The 23,061-nt window shown below is 73.3% G+C and carries 20 protein-coding genes; 16 read left to right on the top strand and 4 right to left on the bottom strand.

Annotation, left to right across the window (positions count from 1 at the left end; translation table 11 throughout):
• Nucleotides 1–18: 18 nt before the first annotated feature.
• The 4 genes from argH to ACZ56V_RS27065 all read left to right on the top strand — a co-directional run bounded on the left by argH (nt 19) and on the right by ACZ56V_RS27065 (nt 4,694).
• Entirely contained in the window at nt 19–1,446 is a 1,428-nt protein-coding gene (argH, locus tag ACZ56V_RS27080) for an argininosuccinate lyase (RefSeq protein WP_356366001.1), read from the top strand.
• A gap of 102 nt (nt 1,447–1,548) precedes the next feature.
• Nucleotides 1,549–2,520: an aldo/keto reductase gene (locus ACZ56V_RS27075; protein ID WP_467381946.1), complete on the top strand. Its 972-nt coding sequence runs from the start codon at nt 1,549–1,551 to the stop codon at nt 2,518–2,520.
• A gap of 93 nt (nt 2,521–2,613) precedes the next feature.
• Nucleotides 2,614–3,165 carry a TetR/AcrR family transcriptional regulator gene (locus ACZ56V_RS27070; protein ID WP_398917249.1) on the top strand — a complete coding sequence of 184 codons (552 nt, stop codon included), beginning with the start codon at nt 2,614–2,616 and terminating at the stop codon, nt 3,163–3,165.
• Nucleotides 3,162–4,694, top strand: a complete 1,533-nt coding sequence (locus ACZ56V_RS27065) for an MFS transporter (RefSeq protein WP_468945808.1) — start codon at nt 3,162–3,164, stop codon at nt 4,692–4,694. The genes ACZ56V_RS27070 and ACZ56V_RS27065 overlap by 4 nt, the downstream gene beginning before the upstream one ends.
• A 76-nt stretch (nt 4,695–4,770) precedes the next feature.
• Here the strand turns inward: ACZ56V_RS27065 and ACZ56V_RS27060 are convergent, their stop codons facing one another.
• On the bottom strand, nt 4,771–5,391 hold the full coding sequence (locus ACZ56V_RS27060) for a lysophospholipid acyltransferase family protein (RefSeq protein WP_241965528.1): 621 nt from the start codon (nt 5,389–5,391) through the stop codon (nt 4,771–4,773).
• Nucleotides 5,392–5,899: 508 nt separating this feature from the next.
• On the opposite strand from ACZ56V_RS27060, the gene ACZ56V_RS27055 reads away from it, so the two are divergent.
• The 3 genes from ACZ56V_RS27055 to ACZ56V_RS27045 all read left to right on the top strand — a co-directional run bounded on the left by ACZ56V_RS27055 (nt 5,900) and on the right by ACZ56V_RS27045 (nt 8,217).
• On the top strand, nt 5,900–7,087 hold the full coding sequence (locus tag ACZ56V_RS27055; RefSeq protein WP_467381941.1) for a glycerophosphodiester phosphodiesterase: 1,188 nt from the start codon (nt 5,900–5,902) through the stop codon (nt 7,085–7,087).
• Between the two features lie 74 nt (nt 7,088–7,161).
• Nucleotides 7,162–7,662 (top strand): sigma-70 family RNA polymerase sigma factor, encoded by a 501-nt coding sequence (locus tag ACZ56V_RS27050; RefSeq protein WP_467381939.1) that lies wholly within the window; start codon nt 7,162–7,164, stop codon nt 7,660–7,662.
• A gap of 57 nt (nt 7,663–7,719) precedes the next feature.
• Nucleotides 7,720–8,217 carry a GNAT family N-acetyltransferase gene (locus ACZ56V_RS27045; RefSeq protein WP_398917358.1) on the top strand — a complete coding sequence of 166 codons (498 nt, stop codon included), beginning with the start codon at nt 7,720–7,722 and terminating at the stop codon, nt 8,215–8,217.
• A gap of 24 nt (nt 8,218–8,241) precedes the next feature.
• On the opposite strand, the gene ACZ56V_RS27040 is transcribed toward ACZ56V_RS27045, so the two are convergent.
• Both ACZ56V_RS27040 and ACZ56V_RS27035 read right to left on the bottom strand, forming a co-directional pair.
• Complete coding sequence (locus tag ACZ56V_RS27040; RefSeq protein ID WP_356365987.1) at nt 8,242–8,658, bottom strand: hypothetical protein; 417 nt, start codon at nt 8,656–8,658, stop codon at nt 8,242–8,244.
• Between the two features lies 1 nt (nt 8,659).
• Nucleotides 8,660–9,019, bottom strand: a complete 360-nt coding sequence (locus ACZ56V_RS27035) for a hypothetical protein (protein WP_087810295.1) — start codon at nt 9,017–9,019, stop codon at nt 8,660–8,662.
• A 60-nt stretch (nt 9,020–9,079) separates the two neighbouring features.
• Here ACZ56V_RS27035 and ACZ56V_RS27030 point away from each other — a divergent pair, with 60 nt between their 5' ends.
• From ACZ56V_RS27030 to ACZ56V_RS26990, 9 genes are all read left to right on the top strand, one after another.
• Complete coding sequence (locus ACZ56V_RS27030; RefSeq protein WP_468945802.1) at nt 9,080–9,730, top strand: HAD family hydrolase; 651 nt, start codon at nt 9,080–9,082, stop codon at nt 9,728–9,730.
• A gap of 428 nt (nt 9,731–10,158) precedes the next feature.
• Entirely contained in the window at nt 10,159–11,214 is a 1,056-nt protein-coding gene (locus tag ACZ56V_RS27025; RefSeq protein ID WP_398917236.1) for a methionine ABC transporter ATP-binding protein, read from the top strand.
• Nucleotides 11,211–11,948 (top strand): methionine ABC transporter permease, encoded by a 738-nt coding sequence (locus tag ACZ56V_RS27020; protein WP_398917235.1) that lies wholly within the window; start codon nt 11,211–11,213, stop codon nt 11,946–11,948. Before ACZ56V_RS27025 ends, ACZ56V_RS27020 begins: the two co-directional genes overlap by 4 nt.
• A gap of 65 nt (nt 11,949–12,013) precedes the next feature.
• Nucleotides 12,014–12,841, top strand: coding sequence for a MetQ/NlpA family ABC transporter substrate-binding protein (locus ACZ56V_RS27015; RefSeq protein ID WP_398917232.1), 828 nt, complete (start codon nt 12,014–12,016; stop codon nt 12,839–12,841).
• A gap of 172 nt (nt 12,842–13,013) precedes the next feature.
• Nucleotides 13,014–13,652: a GNAT family N-acetyltransferase gene (locus ACZ56V_RS27010; protein ID WP_356365976.1), complete on the top strand. Its 639-nt coding sequence runs from the start codon at nt 13,014–13,016 to the stop codon at nt 13,650–13,652.
• A gap of 118 nt (nt 13,653–13,770) precedes the next feature.
• Entirely contained in the window at nt 13,771–14,997 is a 1,227-nt protein-coding gene (gene cbiE / locus ACZ56V_RS27005) for a precorrin-6y C5,15-methyltransferase (decarboxylating) subunit CbiE (RefSeq protein ID WP_467381931.1), read from the top strand.
• A gap of 373 nt (nt 14,998–15,370) precedes the next feature.
• Nucleotides 15,371–18,916, top strand: a complete 3,546-nt coding sequence (cobT, locus tag ACZ56V_RS27000; protein ID WP_468945797.1) for a nicotinate-nucleotide--dimethylbenzimidazole phosphoribosyltransferase — start codon at nt 15,371–15,373, stop codon at nt 18,914–18,916.
• 180 nt (nt 18,917–19,096) lie between these two features.
• Complete coding sequence (cobA, locus tag ACZ56V_RS26995; RefSeq protein WP_468945794.1) at nt 19,097–20,329, top strand: uroporphyrinogen-III C-methyltransferase; 1,233 nt, start codon at nt 19,097–19,099, stop codon at nt 20,327–20,329.
• Nucleotide 20,330: 1 nt separating this feature from the next.
• Nucleotides 20,331–21,149 (top strand): TrmH family RNA methyltransferase, encoded by an 819-nt coding sequence (locus ACZ56V_RS26990; protein ID WP_356365968.1) that lies wholly within the window; start codon nt 20,331–20,333, stop codon nt 21,147–21,149.
• A gap of 21 nt (nt 21,150–21,170) precedes the next feature.
• Here ACZ56V_RS26990 and ACZ56V_RS26985 read toward each other — a convergent pair whose 3' ends face one another.
• Nucleotides 21,171–22,622 (bottom strand): serine/threonine-protein kinase, encoded by a 1,452-nt coding sequence (locus tag ACZ56V_RS26985; RefSeq protein WP_468946069.1) that lies wholly within the window; start codon nt 22,620–22,622, stop codon nt 21,171–21,173.
• Between the last annotated feature and the right edge of the window lie 439 nt (nt 22,623–23,061).

Raw genomic sequence — 23,061 nt, 5'->3', positions numbered from 1 at the left:
CGGTGAGGAGCGACCCAAGTGAGCAGCAACAGCGGTGACGTCCGGCTCTGGGGCGGCCGTTTCGCCGACGGTCCCGCCGAGGCCCTGGCGAAGCTGTCCGCGTCCGTCCACTTCGACTGGCGGCTCGCGCCCTACGACATCGCCGGTTCCCGCGCCCACGCGCGCGTGCTGCACAAGGCCGGGCTGCTCACCGAGGACGAGCTGACCCGGATGATCGCCGGGCTCGACCGGCTGGAGGCGGACGTCGCCGACGGCTCCTTCACCGGCACCATCGCCGACGAGGACGTCCACACGGCCCTGGAGCGCGGGCTGCTGGAACGCCTCGGTCCGGACCTCGGCGGCAAGCTGCGCGCCGGCCGGTCCCGCAACGACCAGGTGGCGACCCTCTTCCGGATGTACCTGCGGGACCACGCCAGGACCGTCGGCGGTCTGATCGCCGACCTCCAGGACGCGCTGATCGGCCTCGCCGAGGCCCACCCGGACGTGGCCATGCCCGGCCGCACCCACCTCCAGCACGCCCAGCCGGTGCTCTTCGCCCACCACGTGCTCGCCCACGCCCAGGCGCTGGGCCGGGACGCGGAGCGGCTGCGCCAGTGGGACGAGCGCACGGCCGTCTCCCCCTACGGCTCGGGCGCGCTCGCGGGCAGCAGCCTCGGCCTGGACCCGGAGGCCGTCGCCCGCGACCTGGGCTTCGAGCACGGCAGCGCAGGCAACTCCATCGACGGGACTGCCTCGCGCGACTTCGTCGCCGAGTTCGCCTTCATCACCGCGATGATCGGCGTGAACGTCTCCCGGATCGCCGAGGAGATCATCATCTGGAACACGAAGGAGTTCTCCTTCGTCACCCTGCACGACGCCTTCTCCACCGGCTCCTCGATCATGCCGCAGAAGAAGAACCCCGACATCGCCGAGCTGGCGCGCGGCAAGTCCGGGCGGCTGATCGGCAACCTGACCGGCCTGATGGCCACCCTCAAGGCCCTCCCGCTCGCGTACAACCGCGACCTCCAGGAGGACAAGGAGCCGGTCTTCGACTCCATCGACCAGCTGGAGGTCCTGCTCCCCGCCTTCACCGGCATGATGGCCACCCTCACCGTGCACCGCGAGCGGATGGCGGAGCTGGCCCCGGCCGGGTTCTCGCTCGCCACCGACATCGCCGAGTGGCTGGTCAAGCAGGGTGTGCCGTTCCGGGTCGCGCACGAGGTGGCCGGTGAGTGCGTGAAGGTCGCCGAGGCCGACGGCAAGGAGCTGGACGAGCTGACCGACGAGCAGTTCGCCAAGATCTCCGAGCACCTCACCCCCGAGGTGCGCACCGTCCTCGACGTCCCCGGCGCCCTCGCCTCCCGCGACGGACGCGGCGGTACGGCGCCCAGCGCGGTCGCCGTCCAGCTCGCCGAGGTGAAGGCGGACGTGGCGGCCCAGCACGCCTGGGCGGACGCCAAGAAGTAGCAGCCGGAAGCGGCAGCCGGTGTGCCCGAGGGGCATCGCGGTTACGTTGGTCAACAGCTCGGCAGCTCAACCGCTTCAGCAGTCGACCGAACGGAGCCCGCGATGCCCTTCGCCCGCCTGGCCACAGCAACGACCCCGACCTGCCACATCGGACTCGGTCTCGCCGCCGTCGGGCGCCCCGGCTACATCAACCTCGGCCGCGACCGCGACCTCGGAGCGGACCGTACCGTCGAGGCGCTGCGCGAACGCACCCACGACCTCCTCGACGCCGCCTACGCGCAGGGCGTGCGCTACTTCGACGCGGCCCGCTCCTACGGCCGTTCGGAGGAGTTCCTGGCGGGCTGGCTCCGGGACCGCCCCGACGCCGACGACGTGGTCGTCGGCAGCAAGTGGGGCTACACCTACACCGCCGACTGGTCCACCGACGCCGAGCAGCACGAGGTCAAGGACCACGGTGTCGCGACCTACGACCGCCAGCGCGCCGAGACCGACGCCCTGCTCGGCGACCGGCTCGACCTGTACCAGATCCACTCGCTCACCCCGGACAGCCCCGCCCTCACCGACAAGGATCTGCACGCCAGGCTGGCCGAGGCCGCCGCGCAGGGCAGCTCCGTCGGGTTCTCCACCAGCGGCCCCTCCCAGGCCGAGGCCATCCGCGCCGCGCTCGCCGTGACCGTCGACGGAGAGCCCCTCTTCCGCACCGTCCAGTCGACGTACAACGCGCTGGAGACCTCCGCCGGACCCGCGCTGGCGGAGGCGCACGAGGCCGGGCTCACCGTGATCGTCAAGGAGGGCATGGCCAACGGCCGCCTCGCGGAGCCGCACGCGCCGGACGTCCTGAAGACCGTCGCCGAGGAGACGGCCCTGGGCTGCGACGCGGTCGCCCTCGCCCTGATCCTGCGGCAGCCCTGGGTCGGCGTCGTCCTGTCCGGCGCGGCGACGGTCAACCAGCTCGGCTCGAACCTGCACGCCGCCGTGGTCGACCTCGACGACGACCAGGTGGCCCGCCTCGAAGTACTCACCGAGGACCCGCACGCCTACTGGGAGCGCCGCGGGCAGCTGCCCTGGCACTGAGCCGCTCCCCGCTGAACCCGTGACCGCCCCGCGAGGTGAGTCACGCATGCCCGGCATGAGACATCAATGTCTCATGTGGGTTATCGTTGTCTCATGGCCGTCGATCGTGAACAGGTACTGCGCAGCGCCGCGGCCCTGCTGACCCGCAAATCCACCGCGACCATGGACGAGGTCGCCAGGGCCGCCGGCCTCAGCCGGGCCACCCTGCACCGGCACTTCGCCGGGCGCGACGCCCTCGTCCGCGCGCTGGAGTCGCTGGGCATCGCCGAGTGCGAGGCCGCCCTCGCGGCGGCCCGCACCGACGAGGGCCCGGCGGCCGACGCGGTGCGCCGGCTGGTCCGCGCGATGGAACCCTCCGCCGGTCTGCTCGCCTTCCTCTACACCGAGAACCAGCTGTTCGAGGGCGAGGAGCAGAACGAGGGCTGGGCCCGCATCGACGCCGGGCTCACCGCGCTGTTCCGCAGGGGCCAGGAGAGCGGCGAGTTCCGCATCGATCTCACGCCCGCCTGGCTCACCGAGGCGCTGTACGGCCTGCTGGCCTCCGGCGCCTGGGCAGTGGCCGAGGGCCGCGTGGCCCGCAACGACTTCACCCACATGATCGTCGAGCTGCTGCTCGGCGGCGCGCTCCGGAGAGAGGAACCATGAACCGCACCCTGCAGCCGGCCCACCCGACCGAGGCGGTGAAGCGCCCCGGCCGCTGGCTGGCGCTGTCCGTCCTGGTGCTGGCCGTGCTGCTGGTGGCCGTCGACGCGACCGTACTCGGTCTCGCGACCCCCTACATCAGCGAGGACCTCGCGCCCTCCGGCACCCAGCTCCTCTGGATCGGCGACGTCTACTCCTTCGTCATCGCCGGCCTGCTCGTCTCCATGGGCAGCCTCGGCGACCGCATCGGACGCAAGCGGATCCTGCTCGTCGGCGCCACCGCGTTCGGCGCGATCTCCGTCCTGAACGCCTACGCCCACACACCCGAGGTGTTGATCCTCGCCCGGGCCCTGCTCGGCGTCGCGGGCGCCACCCTGATGCCCGCCACCCTGGCCCTGATCCGCAACCTCTTCCACGACCCGCGCGAACGCAGTCTCGCCGTCGGCATCTGGGGCGCGGCCGCCTCCGCCGGCGCGGCGGTCGGTCCGGTCGTCGGCGGGTTCCTGCTGGAGCACTTCTGGTGGGGCTCCGTCTTCCTGATCAACCTGCCCGTGATGGCCGTTCTGGTCGTCGTCGGCGTGAAACTGCTGCCCGAGTCCCGCAACCCGAACCCGGGCCCCTGGGACCTGTCCAGCGTCGCCCTGTCCCTGATCGGCATGGTCGGAGTCGTGTACGCGGTCAAGGAGACCGCCGCCCACGGGTTCGCCTGGGCCACGCTCGCCGCGGGTCTGCTGGGCGCCGCCGCGCTCTACGGCTTCGTCCGCCGCCAGCTGACCATGCCGGTCCCGCTGCTCGACATGCGGCTGTTCCGCAACCGCGGCTTCAGCGGTGCGGTCCTGGCCGACCTGCTGACCATCCTGGGCCTGTCGGGGCTGGTGTTCTTCCTCTCCCAGTACCTGCAACTCGTCCAGGGCAGGCGGCCCTTCGAGGCGGGCCTGGCCGAACTGCCCGCCGCCGTCGGCGCGGTGGTGGCCGGTCTGGTAGCGGGCCGCGCGGCCCGGCGCTTCTCGGTCCGTGCCGTGGTCTCCGGCGGACTCGCCGCCGTCGGTCTCGCCCTCGCCGCGCTGACCGTCATCGGCCAGCACACCGGCTATCCGCTGCTCGGCGCGGCCCTGCTGGTCGTCGGCCTCGGCGCGGGCTTCGCCTTCACCGTCACCGCCGACGTCATCCTCTCCAGCGTGCCCGGGGAACAGGCGGGCGCCGCCTCCGCGGTCTCCGAGACGGCGTACGAACTCGGCGCCGCCCTCGGCATCGCGGTGCTCGGCTCCATCGTGACCGGCGTCTACCGCGACTTCACCGGACCCGCCGGCACCCCGGACGCGGCCCACGAGTCACTGGGCGGTGCGGTGGAGGCCGCCGCCGGACTCCCGGCGGCCACCGGTGAGGCGCTCCTGGACTCCGCCCGGCAGGCCTTCGTCGACGGCCTGACCCTCGCGGCGGGCGTCGGCGCCGCCGTACTCCTGGCCGCCGCCGCGGCGTCCTGGTACCTGCTGCGCGGCCAGCGCCTGGAGGACGGGGTGGAACACCCGTAGCCGCACGGCGCGGAAAAGCGATACGGCGGACCGCTCACCGAGCGGTCCGCCGTATCGCGCGGGCGGGTCCGCGGCGCTACGCCGCCTTCGCCTTGCTCGCGTACATGTCCACGTACTCCTGGCCGGACAGCCGCATGACCTCCGTCATCACGGAGTCGGTCACCGCCCGCAGGACGTAGCGGTCGCGGTCCATGCCCTCGTAGCGGGAGAACTCCATCGCCTCGCCGAAGCGGACCGTCACCCGGCCCGGTCGCGGCAGACCCGCGCCGCCCGGCTGGAGCTTGTCGGTGCCGATGACGGCGAACGGCACGACCGGGGCGCCCGTCATCAGGGTGAGCCGGGCGATGCCGGTGCGGCCGCGGTAGAGGCGGCCGTCGGGGGAGCGGGTGCCCTCGGGGTAGATGCCGAAGACGTGGCCCTCCTCCAGGATGCGGCGGCCGGTCATCAGGGCCGCCACCCCGCCCCGGCCGCCGTCCCGGTCGACCGGGACCATGCCGACCCCCGTGAAGAACCAGGCCATCAGCCGCCCCTTGAGGCCCTTGCCGGTGACGTACTCGTCCTTGCCGATGAAGAAGACCTGCCGGTCGCAGGCCAGAGGCATGATCACCGAGTCGATGAAGGTGAGGTGATTGCCGGCCAGGATCACCGGACCGTCGCCCGGGATGTTCTCCACACCCTCCACCCGTGTGCGGAACATCAGGCGCATGATCGGACCGAGCACTGCCTTGATGAACACGAAGCGGGACAACGGGCCCTCCGGTGTCGGGGATGCGGTATGAGTCTGTGCAGGTGAGGACATTACTCGCGGCCCGGGGGGTCCCGCACCTCGGGTCACCCGGGTCTTGCACGACGTTGACGCGTGTTCACCTGCGGTGCGGGGGCGTCGCGCGGTGGTCACACCCACGCCGGAATGTGAGGCAGGTCGCGCTCGCGAGGACCGGCGTCCCGGTCCACGCCCTGCGGCCACGGGCCGGATCGAAGCACATACGACCCGCGCGCCGGGTGAGGCGCGCCGCCCGGGTGCCACCACCGAGCCCATGTCCTTGGCCTACCCCGCCACGTCGCCGCCAAGCCGACGGCGCGTCAGCCCTCCGCCCCCGCACGACATCCCCGCGCACCCGCGTGTTCCGGCCGCGGTCTCCCGCTCGTCATGTACGCGCCCCTACGATCGGCGCGCACGGGACGGACAACGGCAGGAGGGCCCCATGGGAACGCAGGAGTCGGACGAGCGGGCGGGCGGCGGCACCGGACGGCGGGCGCTGCTGGGCGCGGCGGTGCTCGGCGCGGGCGGAGCGGTGCTCGGCCTGCCCGGCACGGCGAGAGCCGCCGGCACCCGGCACGGCGGCGGACACGGCGGCGGGGTCAAGAGCCTGCCCGTGCCGACCGTCATCGGTCACCGCGGCGCCAGCGGCTACCGCCCCGAGCACACCTTCGGCTCCTACGAGCTGGCCCTCGACCTGGGCGCCGACATCGTCGAGGCCGGCGACCTGGTCCCCACGAAGGACGGTCACCTCGTCTGCCGGCACGAGCCGGAGATCGGCGGCACCACGGACGTCGCCGACCACCCGGAGTTCGCCGACCGCAAGCGCACCAAACTGCTCGACGGGGTCTCCACCACCGGCTGGTTCACCGAGGACTTCACCCTCGCCGAACTCAAGACGCTCCGCGCCACCGAGCGCATCCCGGCCAACCGCCCGCACAACACCCTCTACGACGGCCGCTGGGAGATCCCCACCTTCGAGGAGGTGCTCCGCTGGCAGAACGAGCAGACCCGCAGGCGCGGCAAGCAGGTCTGGATCTACCCCGAGCTCAAGCACCCCACCTACTTCCGCAAGCTGGGCCTCGGCACGGAGGAGCGCCTGGCCCGGCTGCTGCGCACGTACGGCAAGGACCGGAGGAACTCGCCCGTCATCATCCAGTCCTTCGAGCCCACCAGCATCCAGCGGATGAACAAGCTGGTCGGCAATCCCCTCGCCGTCCTGCTGTCCGGCGCGAACAGCCGCCCCTGGGACTTCGTCGAGACCGGCGACCCGCGCACCACGGCCGACCTCGTCACGCCCGCGGGACTGAAGGAGATCGCCTCCTACGCGCAGGGCATCGGCCCGACCCTGGACCTGATCATCCCGAAGGACTCCGCCGGGCGGCTCACCGAGCCGACGACGCTGGTCCGCGACGCGCACCGGGCGGGCCTGACCCTGCACCCGTACACCATGCGCAACGAGAACCCCTTCCTGCCCGCGGACTTCCGCAAGGGCAGCGACCCCGACGCCTACGGCGACGTCTTCGGCGCGTTCCGGACGTACTTCGCCACCGGTATCGACGGCATCTTCACCGACAACCCCGACACGGGCGTGCTGGCCCGCGAATCCTTCGTCAACGGCGTCAACAGCTGAGCGGACGCCCCCGGTTGGGGTGAGCTTCGGCCGTCCGGGCAACCCGCCGCCCGGGCGGCCGCGTCGACGTGCATATGACGCACGACCTGCTCACCTCCCTGCGCCCCCTGCTCACCGCCGAGGCCTCGGCCGAGGCATATGCGTCCGGAACCGAGCCCGGCGACCTGGAACAGGCGGTCTGGCTGCGGCTGCTGGAACGCCTGGCGGCCGACGGCCCGCCCCCCGACCCGCACCGCTGGCTGCGCAGCGCCGTCCGCACCGAGGTCCGCCGCACCCGCCGCACGGCCCGCAACGAGCGGCCGTACGGGGCCGAACCCGCCGGTGTCGCCGAGTACGCCCACGAGCCCGAGCGGCTCGCGCTCACCGCGGCCCGGCACCGCGCCCTGCGCGACGCCGTGCCCCGGCTGCCGGGCCGCTGCCCCCGCCTGATGGAGGCGCTGCTGTCGCCCAGGGACCTCACATACCGGGAAATCGCGGGGGAGTTGGGTATCTCACAGGGCAGTCTTGGCCCGGAACGCTCCCGATGTCTGGGATGTCTGCGTCGATTGCTGACGCCGGAGGTTGCGGCCGGCTGAGGACGGGGATAGGAGTGGGGGACCACAGGTGATCAGGTGAGCGGGAGGCATGCGCACATGGGCATGAGCGTGACCATCTCGGCGGCGACCGAACAGGACGCCGAGCAGATCTTCCGGCTGCAGTACCTCTGCTTCCAGAGCGAGGCGGCGCTGTACGCCAACTACCGCATCGACCCGCTCGTCCAGACCCTCGACTCGGTGCGCGAAGAGGTCGCCGCCGACTGCGTCTTCGTGGCGCGGCTCGGCGACGAGGTCGTCGGCTCGGTGCGGGGGCGGGTGACCGAGGACGGGGCGGCGTCCATCGGCAAGCTCTGCGTCCACCCCCGCCTCCAAGGGCACGGCATCGGGGCCCGGCTGCTGCGGGCCGCCGAGTCCGCACTGGCCGAGCAGCGCGGCGCCAAGCGGTTCCGGCTGCACACCGGGCACCGCAGCGAGGGCAACCTGCGGCTGTACCGCCGGGTCGGCTACGAGACGGTGGGCACCGCCGAGGGCAACGACGGCGTGCCCATGATCGTCCTGGAGAAGCCGGCGGAGACGTACGCGACCACGGCCTGAGCCACGGCCGGGCCCCGACGGCTGCTACGCGGTGCGGGCCCGGCGCAGCCAGTACAGGGCCGACAGCGGCAGCAGCACGGGAATGAAGAGGTACCCCATCCCGTAGTCCGACCACACGGTCGCGTCCGCGAAGGCCGACGGCTCCACCAGCGTCCAGGTACCGACCGTCAGTACCCCCACCAGCTCGGCGGCGCAGCACACCTGCGCCGCCCTGCGGGCCCTCTCGCCGCCGCGCACCAGGGTGTAGGTGATGAACCCGTAGACGACGCCCGCGAGAGCCGACAACGCGTAGGCGAGCGGGGCCCGGTCGAACTCGGTGGCGATCTGGTACGCGGACCGCGACACCGCGCCGACGACCATCACGCCGTACAGCCACACCAGCAGGATGCCGGGCCCGCCGATCAGCCGCTGCCCGGCCCGCTTCTCCTCCGTGGCCACCATCTCAGCCTCCCCAGATGTCATACAGCCGGACCTCCAGGACGGCGAGGACGACACCGCCGGCCGCGACCGTCACCGAACCCCAGCGGGTGCGCTCGGCCAGCGACATGAACCCCGCCGCCGGCACACACGCGAAGGCGCCCAGCAGATACGCCACGAAGATCGTCGTGCCCTGTTCCGGTTCCTCGCCCCGCGCCAGCTGCACGACGCCGACCACCAGCTGGATCAGCGCCAGCGCCGAGACCACGGCCATGCCGATGAAGTGCCAGTCCTTCGTCGGCTGGTCACGGTAGGCGGCCCAGCCGCACCAGGCGGCCAGCAGCAGTGCGGCGACGCCGGTCACCAGCGTCAGGACGTCAAGCATGGCAGCGAGCCTATTACGGCCCAAAAGGCCCGCCGTCCCCGGGCCCGTAGGGTCAAGGACATGAAGCTCCACGCACAGGCCCTCCTGTTCGACAACGACGGCACCCTCGTCTCCTCCCTCGCCTCCGTACGCCGCTGCTGGACGCGGTGGGCCGTCGAGTACGGGATCACCGCCGAGCGGTTCGGGCGGGTGGAACTGCACGGGCGGCCGGCCGCCGAGATAGCCGGCGACCTGCTGCCCGCCGACGTGGTCGCCGAGGCCGTCGCCCGCATCGAGCAGCTGGAGCTCGAGGACGTGCCGAACGGGGGCGTGCACCTGCTGCCCGGCACCCGCGAGTTCCTCGACGCGCTCCCGGCCGACCGCTGGGCGGTCGTCACCTCCGCCACCCGACGCCTCGCCGAAGCCCGCCTCGACGCCGTCGGCATCCTCCCCAAGACCCTCGTCGCCGCCGACGACATCACCCGCGGCAAGCCCGACCCCGAGCCCTACCTCCTCGGTGCCCGCGCCCTGGGCGTCGACCCGGCCGCCTGCGTCGTCTTCGAGGACGCCCCCGCCGGGCTCCGGGCCGGCCGCGCCGCCGGCATGCGGACCGTGGCGTTGGCCACAACCCACCGGGCCGACGAACTCGACGCCGACCTGGTGGTCACCGACCTTTCGGCCTTGTCGCCACTGGTCACCGACGCCGGAATCGAGATCACCGTCCGGGGCTGATCCACGGCCCCGCGACCACCTGCCGTCCACCGCTGTCCAGTATCCGGACAGCGGTCTCCGGACACGGGCATACGTCTGCTTTACTGATCGGCATGAGCACCACGAGCGACCGCACCCCTGCGACCGAGGCGACCACGACGCCCGGTGCTCGTTGTATGTGCCCGCGAATGTGCGCCTTCTAGAGGGCCCCCGCACCGCCTGAGCCTCGCGCCCCGAAGCGAGCGCCCGCCCAGGTCCGCCCGCGCCCGGCGCGCGCACGCGGCCGGGCCACGCCCCGCGCACACGATTCTCCCCGGTCCCACCGCCATGGCACACCGCCACCGCGAGAACCGTGCCGCGTTCCGAAGGACCCCCAAGAACCCGAAGAACAACGCCCCGTGCCCGGCGCACACCACCGCGCCGCGCACTCGACAGTGACGGAAACCCACGTGATCACCACATCGGGCCTCACCAAGGTCTATCGTTCACGCGGCCGCGAGGTCACCGCCCTGGACGGCGTCGACCTGCACGTCCGCGAGGGCGAGGTGTACGGCGTCATCGGCCAGTCCGGCGCCGGCAAGTCCTCGCTCATCCGCTGCGTCAACCTCCTGGAGCGTCCCACCGCCGGCACGGTCACCGTCGCCGGCCAGGACCTCACCGCGCTGGCCGGACGCGGCCCCCGCGCCGGCCGGGAACTGCGGCAGGCGCGCAGCCGTATCGGGATGGTCTTCCAGCACTTCAACCTGCTCTCGTCGCGGACCGTGCGGGACAACGTCGAACTGCCGCTGGAGATCCTCGGCAAGTCGGGGAAGGAACGTTCCCGCAAGGCGCTGGAACTGCTCGACCTCGTCGGCCTCGCCGACAAGGCGGGCGCCTACCCGGCCCAGCTCTCCGGCGGCCAGAAGCAGCGCGTCGGCATCGCCCGCGCCCTGGCCGGCGACCCCAAGGTGCTGCTCTCCGACGAGGCCACCAGCGCCCTCGACCCGGAGACCACCCGCTCCATCCTCCAGCTGCTGCGCGACCTCAACCGGCAGCTCGGGCTGACCGTCCTGCTCATCACCCACGAGATGGACGTCGTCAAGAGCATCTGCGACTCGGCCGCCCTCATGGACCGGGGCCGCATCGTCGAGTCCGGCACGGTCGGCGAACTCCTGGCCACCCCGGGCTCCGAGCTGGCCGCCGCGCTCTTCCCGGTCGGCGGCGACGCCTCCGCCGAGGACCGCACCGTCCTCGACGTCACCTTCCACGGCGAGGCCGCCACCCAGCCCGTCATCTCCCAGCTCTCGCGCACCTACAACATCGACATATCGATCCTCGGCGCCGCCATCGACACCGTCGGCGGCCTCCAGGTCGGCCGGATGCGCATCGAACTGCCCGGCCGCTACGAGGACAACGTCGTGCCCGTCGGCTTCCTGCGCGAACAGGGCCTGCAGATCGACGTGGTGAACGAGACGCCGGACGCGGCCACCGCTCCCGCCTCGCTGGTGAAGGAAGGTGCCAAGTGACCTGGTCGCAGATGCAGCCGCTGCTGGAGCAGGCCTCCTGGGAGACCCTGATCATGGTCGGCTGGTCCACCCTGATCGCCGTCGTCCTCGGACTTCCGCTCGGCGTCCTCCTCGTCCTCACCGACCGCGGCGGCCTGCTGCAGAACGTCCTGGTGAACAAGGTCATCGGGCAGATCGTGAACATCGGCCGCTCGATGCCGTTCATCATCCTCATGGTCGCGCTGATGAGCTTCACCCGCTGGGTCACCGGCACCACCATCGGCAGCGAGGCCGCGATCGTGCCGCTCGCCATCGGCGGCATCCCGTTCTTCGCGCGGCTCGTCGAGACCGCCGTGCGCGAGGTCGACGGAGGGCTCGTGGAGGCCGTCCAGTCCATGGGCGGCAACACCTGGACCATCGTCCGCAAGGTCCTGGTCCCCGAGGCGCTCCCCTCCCTGATCGCCTCCACCACCACCACGATCATCGCCCTCATCGGCTACTCCGCCATGGCCGGCACCGTCGGCGGCGGCGGCCTCGGCGACCTCGCCGTCCGCTACGGCTACCAGCGCTTCGAGCCCGGCTTCATGTGGATCACCGTCGCGCTCCTCGCCGTCGCGATCTCGCTCATCCAGTTCGCCGGCGACTACGCGGCCCGCACCCTGCACCGCCGCGGCGGACGCGGCGGAGCGGCGCCCAGGCTCCGGCTGCTCAGGGCCAAGGAGCCCGCCGCGGCCGACGTGAGCAAGGTCGCCTGACCGCACCCCAAGGACTCCCCGCCCCACCGGGACGGGGCCGCACCACCTCAGGAAAGGCACTTTTCGTGCGTAACACCGCCAAGTTCACCACCGCCGTCCTCGCCGCCGGAGCCCTCACCCTCGGCCTGACCGCCTGCGGCTCCGACAAGGACTCCGCCTCCGACACCTCGGGACCGCTGGTCGTCGCCGCGAGCCCCACCCCGCACGCCGAGATCCTCGACTACGTCAAGGACAACCTGGCGAAGAAGGCGGGCCTCGACCTCGAGGTCAAGGAGTTCACCGACTACGTCACGCCGAACACGGCGACGGAGGACGGCTCCGTGGGGGCCAACTACTTCCAGACCCAGCCCTACCTCGACGACTTCAACAAGAAGAACGGCACCCACATCGTGTCCGTCGTCGACGTGCACCTGGAGCCCCTCGGCCTCTACTCGCACAAGGTGAAGAAGGCCGACGACCTGAAGAGCGGTGCGACCGTCGCCGTCCCCAACGACACCGTCAACGAGGGCCGCGCCCTGCAGCTGCTCGCCGCCAACGGGATCATCACCCTCAAGGACGGCGTCGGCACCGCGGCGACCCCCTCGGACATCACCAAGAACCCGAAGAACCTCGAGTTCAAGGAGCTGGAGGCGGCCCAGACCCCGCGCTCCCTGGACGACGTGGACGCGGCGGTCGTCAACGGCAACTACGCCATCGAGGCCGACCTGAAGCCCGCCCAGGACGCCCTCGTCCTGGAGAGCGCCAAGGGCAACCCGAACAGCAACCTCCTCGCCGTCAAGGAGGGCCACGAGGACGACCCGCGCGTCAAGAAGCTCGCGAAGCTCCTCAACTCGCCCGAGGTGAAGAAGTTCATCGAGGACAAGTACGCCGGCGCGGTCCTGCCCTCCTTCTGAACCTCCGACCCCGGGGTTCCCTCCGGCCCGCCGTCCGGGCCGAACCCCGCGTCACCCACCGGGTCCGCTCCGTGCTCACGGGGCGGACCCGGTGGTGTGGTTGAGTGCTTTCATGCTGCATGCTGGGCAGTTCGAGCAGGCCCTGACGGTCACACAGGTTACGGAGCGGCGCATGACGAGCACCTTCCCCAACATCTCCATCAGCACGGAGCGGTTGGTGCTGCGCCCCCTCGACGAGGACGACGTCCCCGCGCTGGCCGCGATGATGAACGACGAGCAGGTCGCCGCCTGGACGCACGTCCCCCAGCCCTTCACCGAGGACAACGCCGCCACCTGGATCGGCGAGTACGCCCCCGCCGAGCGCACCGCGGGCCGGGGGCTCGACCTCGCCGTCACCGAGTTCCTCACCCAGCGGCTGGTCGGCGTCATCCAGCTGACCAAGACCAACTGGCACGTGCGGTCCACCGAACTCTCGTACATAGTCGCGCCCTGGGCCCGGGGAGAGGGGTACGCCTCCGAGGCGGCACTCGCCACCGCCCAGTGGCTCTTCGGCGACCAGAAGTTCGAACGCGTCGAGCTGCGCACCGCGGCCGACAACACCGCCTCCCAGCAGGTCGCCCAGAAGATCGGCTGCATCAGCGAAGGAGTCCTGCGCGGCGCCTGCATAGCGCGCGTACGCAGCGACGACGGCGTCTGGACGGACACCCGCACCGACTTCATCGTGTGGAGCCTGCTGCCGGAAGACCTCGAGGGCGCCACCGGACAGCTGACCGACACCGACGGTTTCACCACCTTCACGGACTGGAACTGATAAACGGGGGCCGACCGGCGCCACCACCCCGCACCCGGGCCGCACCAGGTACCCTCACGGGGCGCGCCCGCGACGGTACCGCGACCACGACCTGCGAAAACCCTGGAGACTGACGACGATGGCCGACCGGGTCACGGTGATCGGCTGGGACGGTTCGCCGCTGACCGCCGCGGCGCGCTCCGCACTGGGCGCCGCCACCCTGGTGGCCGGCGCCGCACACCACCTGGCACTTCCCGAGGTGCCGCCCGCTGCCGAACGCATCCGCCTCGGCAGCGTCGCCCTCGCCGCCCGCCGCCTCGCCGCCCACCGCGGCACAACGGTCGTGCTGGCCGACGGCGACCCCGGCTTCTTCGGCGTCGTACGCACCCTGCGGGCCCCCGAGTTCGGCCTGGAGGTCGAGGTCGTCCCCGCCGTCTCCTCCGTGGCCGCCGCCTTCGCCCGCGCCGGCATGCCCTGGGACGACGCCCATGTGGTCGTCGCCCACCCCCGCACCCTGCGACGCGCGGTGAACGTGTGCCGGGCCCACCCCAAGGTCGCGGTCCTCACCTCGCCGGGCGCCGGACCGGCCGAACTCGGCCTGCTGATGGAGGGCGTCCACCGCACCTTCGTCATCTGCGAGGAACTCGGCACCACCCGCGAGCGGGTCACCGTCGTCACCTCCGACAAGGCCGCCGACCACACCTGGCGCGACCCGAACGTCGTGATCGTGGCGGGCGGCGTCGCCGGTCCGGGCCCCGCGGGCGACGGCACCGGCTGGATCGCCGGCCGCGACCCCGCCACCGGACCGCGCGGCTGGTCCCTGCCCGCCACGGCGTACGGCGGTGAACTGGGCGAGGGCGAGACCGACCTGCTGCGCACCGCCCAACTCGCCAGGCTCGGACCACGCCTGGGCGACCTCGTGTGGGACATCGGCTGCGGCAGCGGCGCCTTCGCCACCGAGGCCGCCCGCGGCGGCGCCGCCGTCATCGCGGTCGACCGGGACCGGGATGCCTGCGCCCGCACCGAGGCCACCGCACGGCACTTCGGCGTCCAGCTCCAGACCGTGCACGGCAACGCCCCGCACATCCTGGAGAACCTCCCCGAACCGGACGTCGTCCGGGTCGGCGGCGGGGGAGCGGCCGTGGTCTCCGCGGTCGCGGACCGCCGCCCGCAGCGCATCGTCGCGCACGCCGCGACCCGCGACGCGGCCGAACTCGTCGGCAGGGACCTGACGGAGCACGGGTACCGCGTCGAGTGCGCCCTGCTGCAGTCCGTCGGACTCGACACCCGGGCCTGGACGGAGACGGAGCGGAGCGTCGCGTTCCTGCTCAGCGGAGAGATCGTACGGCGCGAAGCCGCCCGCTGAGGTCTCACCGCGACCGCGCCCCGTGATCGGTTGTTCATACCGCGCGGGGTAGGCTGGCGGATTGTTGTACCGCATGCGGACACCCGGCAGTTCGTCGGTCGATGTCCGTAAAAAACCCGCTCCTCAGGGGGCGGGTGTGGTACGGCACAACCGGAGGACGCGCAACGTGGCGCAGTCCACAGCGGGCCGTCGCGGATCAGGCTGTCGTGGCGGGGGAACGACCGCGACAATGCCACTCAATGGCTTTGTCGTCTTTTCCCGCGGGTCGTTCGTGCCGCTGGGCACGCCCGCTCGTTCTTCACTACGGGCGGTCGGTGCGCCGTCCCGGGTGAGCTGGTCGTAGAAGCACTAACCGATGGGCGAGGGGTTACGCATGACCGACACCGGCCAGATCCCGGGCGAGGGGCTGCCGGAGAACGCAGGCATGGTGGAGCAGCCGGGCGTCCCCGCACCCGGCGCGTACACCTACCTCTCCGAGGCCACCGCCGAGGACGAGGACCTGTTGTTGCTGCCGGGAGCCCAGAGTGCCTGGGGCAACGAGGTCGCGCCGCCGGCTCCGGAGCCGGTCGTGGAGACCGTGCACCAGCCCGGCGCGCACGAGATGTCCGGTCGCGACAGCGGCTCGGTCGACCTCGGCGGCGTCCGGCTGCCCGACCCGGCGCAGGACCCCGCGTCCACCCCGGCCCCGCCGCGCAGACCCCTCCACCTCGGTCCGCCGATCCCGGACACCTCCGCGAGCCCGGTCCGCTCACTCGCCGACCGCGGCCCCGCCGACGCGCCGGTACGGCACCCCGGCCCGCCGACCGCGGGGCCCGAGTACCTCGACGTGCCGCAGGCCGCCGTGCCGGTCCCGCAGGCGGCGGCGCCCTGGGGAGCGCAGACGGCGCCGCAGGCCCAGGAGGCCCCGGTGAACGCCGGGGCGGGGTCTGCGGAAACGGTTGTTCCGGTACCGGAGCAGCAGCCGGGCGAGCCGGTGGGCGCGGCCCAGGCGCTGGTGACCCGCGTGGCGACGGAGGCCGTGGCGGCGACGGGCGGAACGTCCGCGGGCGCCGACGAGCCCGGCGCACCGCAGGAGGCGCCCGCCCCGACGGAGGCTTCCGCTCCGGAGGAGGCTCCCGCGCCAGAGGCAGCGGCGCAGACCGAGGTGGAGCAGGCGACCGGTCCCGCGGAGGAGGCCGTACCGGCTCCCGAGGCGGCCCCGGCCGAGCCCGTGACTCCCGTGTCCCCCGAGTCCCCCGTGACCGAGCCCGCCCAGGCGGCCCAGGACGGCGCTGGGCCCGAGGAGGCCCCTGCGGTTCCGGAGGCCCAGGAGGTTCTGGAGACCCCCGTGGTCCCCGTGGCCCCTGTGCAGTCGGCTCCGGAGGAAGCGCCGGCGGAGGTACCGGCGGAGGTACCGGCCCCAACTCCGGCGGAAGCACCTGAGGGACTCGACGAACCCCCGGCTGCCGACACCCCGGAGGCCCCCGAGCCGCAGGAAGCCCCGCACTCCGAGGCACCCGAGCCCGAGCACGGCGACGTCCAGGCGCCCGACGCGTCCGTGGCCGTCGCGGAACCGGAGGCGATCGTGCCCGCCGAGACCGACGGACCCGAGGCCGTCGAACCCGAGCCGTCCCCGGCACCGGAACAGCCGGCGCCGGTCCAGGTGGAGCCCGCGCAGCCGGAGGCACAGCCCTCGGCGGAGGAAGCGCCGCACGCGGAGCCGGACGTCCCGCTCGCGCCGCAGTTCGCCGTCCCCGAGCCGGCCCCGGAAACCGATCCGGAGCCGCAGGCCGCCGAGGCGGCCCCCGCACCGCAGCCCGCCCAGGGCCCCCAGTCCCTCATGGACGCCAACATGCAGCAGGAGCAGGAGCAGGAGGCGGTCGTGCCCGCACCGGCCCCCGTCTCCCAGGAACCGCACCCCGCCCAGCCCGTGGGCCAGTTCCTGCCCGTCGACGGCGGTCAGGTGCCCACGGCCCCGTACCTCGCGCCGACACCCCCCGAAGCGGTCCTGGTCCCGCCGGAGACCCCGGCACCGGAGCCCGTCGCCGCGGCCCCGGTGGCCGAGGATGCCGCGGCCGCGGTACCGGCGCCGCGCGAGGCCGACCCCGAAGTCGTCCAGAGCGTCGAAGACCTGGACACCCGCGACGCCGGCCAGGAGGACCAGGACGTGAGCGCGGCCGCGGCCGCGGAAGCACCACGGTCCGCCGGCCCGGCGGCCCCCGCCTACGACGACGCCGAGCGCGAGGCCGTACTGAAGGTCATGCGCGAGCGCCGCGACATCCGCAACGGCTTCCGCAGCGACCCCATCCCGCACGAGGTGCTGCTCCGCGTCCTGGAGGCCGCGCACACCGCGCCCTCCGTCGGTCACTCGCAGCCGTGGGACTTCGTCGTCATCCGCTCCGCCGACACCCGCCGCGCGATGCACGAACTGGCGATGCGTCAGCGCGACGCGTACGCGAAGTCGCTGCCCAAGGGCCGGGCCAAGCAGTTCAAGGAACTGAAGATCGAGGCCATCCTCGACACGCCGGTCAACATCGTCGTCACCGCCGACCCGACCCGTGGCGGACGGCACACCCTCGGCCGCCACACGCAGCCCCAGATGGCGCCGTACTCCTCCGCGCTCGCCGTCGAGAACCTCTGGCTCGCCGCGCGCGCCGAGGGCCTGGGCGTCGGCTGGGTCAGCTTCTTCGACGAGCGCGAGATGGTCCGCGCCCTCGGCCTGCCCGAGCACCTGGACATCGTCGCGTACCTGTGTGTCGGCTACGTCGACGAGTTCCCGGCCGAGCCCGAGCTGATGCAGGCCGGCTGGTCCAAGCGCCGCCCGCTGTCCTGGGTGGTCCACGAGGAGACGTACGGCCGCCGCGCCCTGCCCGGCGAGGCGCCGCACGACCTGCTCGCCGAGACCGTCGCGCAGATCCGTCCGCTGGACGCCAAGGCGCTCGGCGAGGCCTGGGAGCGGCAGAAGCGCATGACCAAGCCGGCCGGCGCGCTCGGCATGCTGGAGATCATCTCCGCCCAGCTGTCCGGACTGTCCCGGCAGTGCCCGCCGCCCATCCCGGAGCCCGCGGCCGTCGCCGTCTTCGCCGGTGACCACGGGGTGCACGCCCAGGGCGTCACCCCCTGGCCGCAGGAGGTCACCGCCCAGATGGTGGCCAACTTCCTGGGCGGCGGAGCGGTCTGCAACGCCTTCGCCACCCAGGTCGGCGCCGAGGTCTGCGTCGTGGACGTCGGGGTCGCCACCGACCTGCCCGCCACGCCGGGCCTGCTGCCCCGCAAGGTGCGCGCGGGCACCTCCGACATGACCACCGGCGCGGCCATGACCCGCGAGGAGGCCAAGCAGGCCATCGAGGTCGGCATCGAGACCGCCCGCGACCTGGTGGCAGCCGGCAACAAGGCGCTGCTCACCGGCGAGATGGGCATCGCGAACACCACCGCGTCCGCCGCGCTCATCTCCGTCTTCACCGGCGCCGACCCGGCCGAGGTCACCGGCCGCGGCACCGGCATCAACGACGAGACGCTGGCCCGCAAGACCGAGGTCGTCCGCCGCGCCCTCGAACTCCACCAGCCGGACCCGGCCGACCCCATCGGCGTACTCGCGGCGATCGGCGGCTTCGAACACGCGGCCATGGTCGGCCTGCTGCTCGGCGGCGCCTCCCTGCGCACCCCGGTGATCCTGGACGGCGTCAGCGCCGGTGCCGCCGCCCTGGTGGCCCGCGCGATCGCCCCCGAGGTCCTCGCGGCCTGCATCGCCGGTCACCGCAGCGCCGAGCCCGGCCATGTCGCCGCGCTCAACAAGCTGGGCCTGCGTCCGCTGGTCGACCTCGACCTGCGCCTCGGCGAGGGCACCGGCGCGCTGCTCGCCCTGCCGATGGTGCAGAGCACGGCGCGGGCGATGCACGAGGTGGCGACGTTCGACTCGGCAGGGGTCACGGAGAAGTAGTCGGGCAGCAGCGGTCGCACGGCGCGGGGCCCGGGACACGGTGCCGGGCCCCTGCCGGGTCGCCGCGCCCGAAAACCCCGCCCGGCAACGGGTCCACCCACCGGACCACCTGGGCCCCACCCGTCAGCCCGCCGTAAAATCCGCACGTCAGCGCCACCGCCCCACAGGAGCCGTCCCCTCATGGCCGAACACCCCGCCTACCCCGTAGGCCTCCGCCTCACCGGCCGCCGCGTGGTCGTCCTCGGCGGCGGACAGGTCGCCCAGCGCCGCCTGCCCGCCCTCATCGCGGCCGGTGCCGACATCCGCCTCGTCTCTCCCGAGGCGACCCCTTCCGTCGAGGCGATGGCGGACGCGGGCGAGATCACCTGGGAGCGGCGCCCGTACGCGGACGGGGACCTCGCGGACGCCTGGTACGCCCTGATCGCCAGCAGCGACACCGAGGCCAACCACGCCGCCTCCGCCGAGGCCGAGAGGCACCGCGTCTGGTGCGTCCGCTCCGACGACGCCGACCGCGCCACGGCCTGGACCCCGGCGACCGGACACAGTGAGGGCGTCACCGTCGCCGTGCTCACCACCGACGCGCGCCACCGCGACCCCCGCCACACCGCCGCCATCCGGGACGCGGTGGTCGAGGGCCTGCGCGACGGCACCCTCGTCGCCCCGCACCAGCGCACCCGCACCGCCGGAGTCGCCCTGGTCGGCGGCGGCCCCGGCGACCCCGACCTGATCACCGTCCGGGGGCGCCGCCTGCTCGCCGAGGCCGACGTCGTCATCGCCGACCGGCTCGGCCCCCGCGACCTGCTCGCCGAACTGCCGCCGCACGTCGAGGTCATCGACGCGGCGAAGATCCCGTACGGGCGCTTCATGGCCCAGGAGGCCATCAACAACGCGCTGATCGAGCACGCCAAGCAGGGCAAGGCGGTCGTACGGCTGAAGGGCGGCGACCCGTTCGTCTTCGGCCGGGGCATGGAGGAGGCGCGGGCGCTGGCCGAGGCGGGCATCGCGTGCACCGTCGTCCCCGGCATCTCCAGCTCGATCTCGGTCCCCGGCGCGGCCGGCATCCCGGTCACCCACCGGGGCGTCGCCCACGAGTTCACCGTGGTCAGCGGGCACGTCGCCCCCGACGACGAGCGCTCCCTGGTCGACTGGCCGTCCCTCGCGAAGCTGACCGGCACGCTCGTGATCCTCATGGGCGTCGACAAGATCGGCCGGATCGCCGAGACCCTCGTCGCGCACGGCAGGTCCCCCGACACCCCGGTGGCCCTCGTCCAGGAGGGGACCACGGCCGCCCAGCGCCGGGTGGACGCGACCCTCGCCACCGTCGCCGAGACCGTCGTCGCCGAGGACGTCAGGCCGCCCGCCGTCATCGTCGTCGGCGAGGTCGTCGGAGTCGGCCCGCACGGGACGGTCTGACGTGGCCGGCCTCGTCACGATCGACGACCCCGACGACCCGCGCCTGCACGACTACACCGGCCTGACCGACGTCGAACTGCGACGCCGCCGCGAACCCGCCGAGGGCCTGTTCATCGCCGAGGGCGAGAAGGTCATCCGGCGGGCCGGCGAGGCGGGCTACGCGATGCGCTCGATGCTGCTGTCCGCCAAGTGGGTCGACACCATGCGCGACATCATCGACGAGGCCCCGGCCCCGGTGTACGTCGTCGACCCGGCGCTCGCCGAACGGGTCACCGGCTACCACGTGCACCGCGGCGCTCTCGCCTCGATGCAGCGCAAGCCGCTGACCCCGGCCGCCGGCCTCCTGACGACCGCCCGCCGCGTCGTCGTCATGGAGTCCGTCAACGACCACACCAACATCGGCGCGATCTTCCGCTCCGCCGCCGCGCTCGGCATGGACGCGGTCCTGCTCTCCCCGGACTGCGCGGACCCCCTGTACCGGCGCAGCGTCAAGGTCTCGATGGGCGCGGTCTTCTCCGTGCCGTACGCCCGCCTCGACACCTGGCCGGCCGGTCTGGCGACGGTCGGCGAGGCGGGCTTCACGCTCCTCGCCCTCACTCCCGACGAACGGGCCGAGCCCCTCGACGCGGTCGCCCCGCACCGCATGGACCGGGTGGCCCTCATGCTGGGCGCCGAGGGCAGCGGTCTGTCCCGGCGGGCCCTGGCGGCGTCCGACACGTGGGTCCGCATCCCGATGTCCCACGGTGTCGACTCCCTGAACGTGGGCGCGGCCGCCGCGGTCGCCTTCTACGCGGTGACGGCGGGACGTCCGTCGGCGTAGGCGCCCGTCCGGGCGCGGCCCTCAGAGGCCGGCAGTACGCTGCTCCGGAGGGCCGCCGGGCAGGACCCCCCGCTCCTGCTGCGCCCCCCGCTCCTGCTGCGTCGCCCGCACGCCGCCCCGCTCGTCGCCGAGCCCGCGCGAGGGCCCCTGGCAGCCCTGTGCGGCGGCGATACCCAGCGCGACCAGCAGCGTCACGACCACGAAGACGAACAGGCGCTGCCGCAGCAGCCGCGGATTGGCGGGCCGCCGCCAGCCGTTCCCCTTCGTCCTGGGCCCCGTACGGCCGGCTCCGCCGCGCGGTGCGGACCTGCCACCGTCGTTGCGGGAGGAGCCCCGGCCCGTCGTGTCGCGGGAGGACGGCGTCGGCCGGGACCCGGACCGGGCCCCCGCACCGCCGCCCCGCGACGGTGTGCCACCGCGTGAGGGTGCCCCGCCCCGCGAGGGCGCTCCGCCCCGCGAGGGAACGGAACCCCGGGAGCCGGTCCCCCGAGAGCCCGACGTGCCGCGCGGCGAGGGAGTGCCCTGCGCGCCCGGCCGGCCCTGCGGACGCCGCTGGGCACGCTCCGGGTAGGTGTCGGCGAGCCGCCCCGTGGGCACGTCCGCCTCACCGCTGCGCGGCGCGGGCGGCCGTACGTCGGGCATGCCCTGGGCCTCCCGGGCGGCGATCTCCTTGAGCCGCAGCGACAGTTGCAGGGTGCTGGGGCGCTCCTCGGGGTCCTTGGCCAGGCACGCCCGCACCAGCGGGGCGAGCGCGTCCGGGACACCGTGCAGCTGGGCCTCCTCGTGCACCACGCGGTAGAGCATCACCTCGGAACTGCCGTGCCCGAAGGGCGAGTCGCCCATCGACGCGTACGCCAGCGTGGCACCGAGCGAGAACACGTCCGTGGCCGGGGTGACCGCGGCCCCGCGCACCTGCTCCGGCGCGAGGAACCCGGGGGAGCCGACCGCGGTGCCGACGTGCGTGAGGGTGGAGGCACCGGTGGCCCAGGCGATGCCGAAGTCGATGATCCGCGGCCCCTTCGGGGACAGCAGGATGTTGGACGGCTTCAGGTCCCGGTGCACCACCCCGGCCTCGTGCACGGCGACCAGGCCCTCGGACAGGGCGGCGCCCACGGCCGCGACGTCGGCCGCGCCGAGCGGGCCCCCGTCGGCGACCTTGTCGTGCAGGGAGGGGCCGGGCACGTACTGCGTGGCGAACCAGGGGCGGTCCGCCTCCAGGTCCGCGGCGACCAGCCGGGCCGTGCAGCCGCCCCGGATGCGCCGGGCCGCCGAGACCTCACGCGCGAACCGTGACCGGAACTCCTGGTCCTCCGCCAGGTCCGGCCGGATGACCTTCAGCGCGACCCGCTGCCCCTTCTTGTCGGAGCCCAGGTAGACCACGCCCATTCCACCCGCGCCGAGCCGCCTGTGAAGCCTGAACGAGCCGACGACGCGCGGGTCCTCGCGCCTCAGGCGCATCATCGCCATGTTCATCCCCGCTGCCCGGTCCCTGTGACGTGCCACAGCTTACGTTTCCACGGCCGCCCGTGCGCAGAGGCCGCGCCCTCTCGCGAGAACGGATTGTCAGTGCCCGGTGCGAGAGTTGAGCCCCGGTCAGCGAACGCGTGGACGGAGCGGCCACGCCGCGCCCCCGATGCCAACCGGCCGACGGAGCCGGGGGATTGGGCCCGGGGAGGGGGACCGGGTGGGGACGGCCGGGAGCGGCGGGGAGAGGCCGCGCACCTCCGGCGTGGTGGCGGGTCCGGTGGGCCCCGGGGCGGGGGCGGAGGCGTGCCGGGAGGCGACCGGAGTGAGGGATGTCACCGGACAGCCCGGAGATACCGGGACACGGTGGGCACCCCGTCCGGGAAGACCCCGAGACCCGGGAGCCGGTCTCCACCCAGGGGAGTACGCGACGGGTGGTGGCTCATCC

The organism is Streptomyces sp. NPDC034099 (assembly GCF_055575415.1).
The sequence above is the reverse complement of the archived record's forward strand: the minus strand, read 5'-3'. Positions and strand labels throughout refer to the sequence as shown.

What these genes read in the sequence shown, in the direction of transcription:
- ACZ56V_RS27060 (WP_241965528.1), bottom strand. Translation starts at nt 5,391, where the DNA reads ATGTTCCGCACACGGGTGGAGGGTGTGGAGAACATCCCGGGCGACGGT.
- ACZ56V_RS26985 (WP_468946069.1), bottom strand. Translation starts at nt 22,622, where the DNA reads ATGAACATGGCGATGATGCGCCTGAGGCGCGAGGACCCGCGCGTCGTC.
- ACZ56V_RS27050 (WP_467381939.1), top strand. Translation starts at nt 7,162, where the DNA reads ATGACGCACGACCTGCTCACCTCCCTGCGCCCCCTGCTCACCGCCGAG.
- ACZ56V_RS27010 (WP_356365976.1), top strand. Translation starts at nt 13,014, where the DNA reads ATGACGAGCACCTTCCCCAACATCTCCATCAGCACGGAGCGGTTGGTG.
- ACZ56V_RS27030 (WP_468945802.1), top strand. Translation starts at nt 9,080, where the DNA reads ATGAAGCTCCACGCACAGGCCCTCCTGTTCGACAACGACGGCACCCTC.
- cobA (WP_468945794.1), top strand. Translation starts at nt 19,097, where the DNA reads ATGGCCGAACACCCCGCCTACCCCGTAGGCCTCCGCCTCACCGGCCGC.
- ACZ56V_RS27065 (WP_468945808.1), top strand. Translation starts at nt 3,162, where the DNA reads ATGAACCGCACCCTGCAGCCGGCCCACCCGACCGAGGCGGTGAAGCGC.
- cobT (WP_468945797.1), top strand. Translation starts at nt 15,371, where the DNA reads ATGACCGACACCGGCCAGATCCCGGGCGAGGGGCTGCCGGAGAACGCA.
- ACZ56V_RS27040 (WP_356365987.1), bottom strand. Translation starts at nt 8,658, where the DNA reads ATGGTGGCCACGGAGGAGAAGCGGGCCGGGCAGCGGCTGATCGGCGGG.
- ACZ56V_RS27035 (WP_087810295.1), bottom strand. Translation starts at nt 9,019, where the DNA reads ATGCTTGACGTCCTGACGCTGGTGACCGGCGTCGCCGCACTGCTGCTG.
- ACZ56V_RS27075 (WP_467381946.1), top strand. Translation starts at nt 1,549, where the DNA reads ATGCCCTTCGCCCGCCTGGCCACAGCAACGACCCCGACCTGCCACATC.
- cbiE (WP_467381931.1), top strand. Translation starts at nt 13,771, where the DNA reads ATGGCCGACCGGGTCACGGTGATCGGCTGGGACGGTTCGCCGCTGACC.
- ACZ56V_RS27055 (WP_467381941.1), top strand. Translation starts at nt 5,900, where the DNA reads ATGGGAACGCAGGAGTCGGACGAGCGGGCGGGCGGCGGCACCGGACGG.
- ACZ56V_RS27045 (WP_398917358.1), top strand. Translation starts at nt 7,720, where the DNA reads ATGGGCATGAGCGTGACCATCTCGGCGGCGACCGAACAGGACGCCGAG.
- ACZ56V_RS27070 (WP_398917249.1), top strand. Translation starts at nt 2,614, where the DNA reads ATGGCCGTCGATCGTGAACAGGTACTGCGCAGCGCCGCGGCCCTGCTG.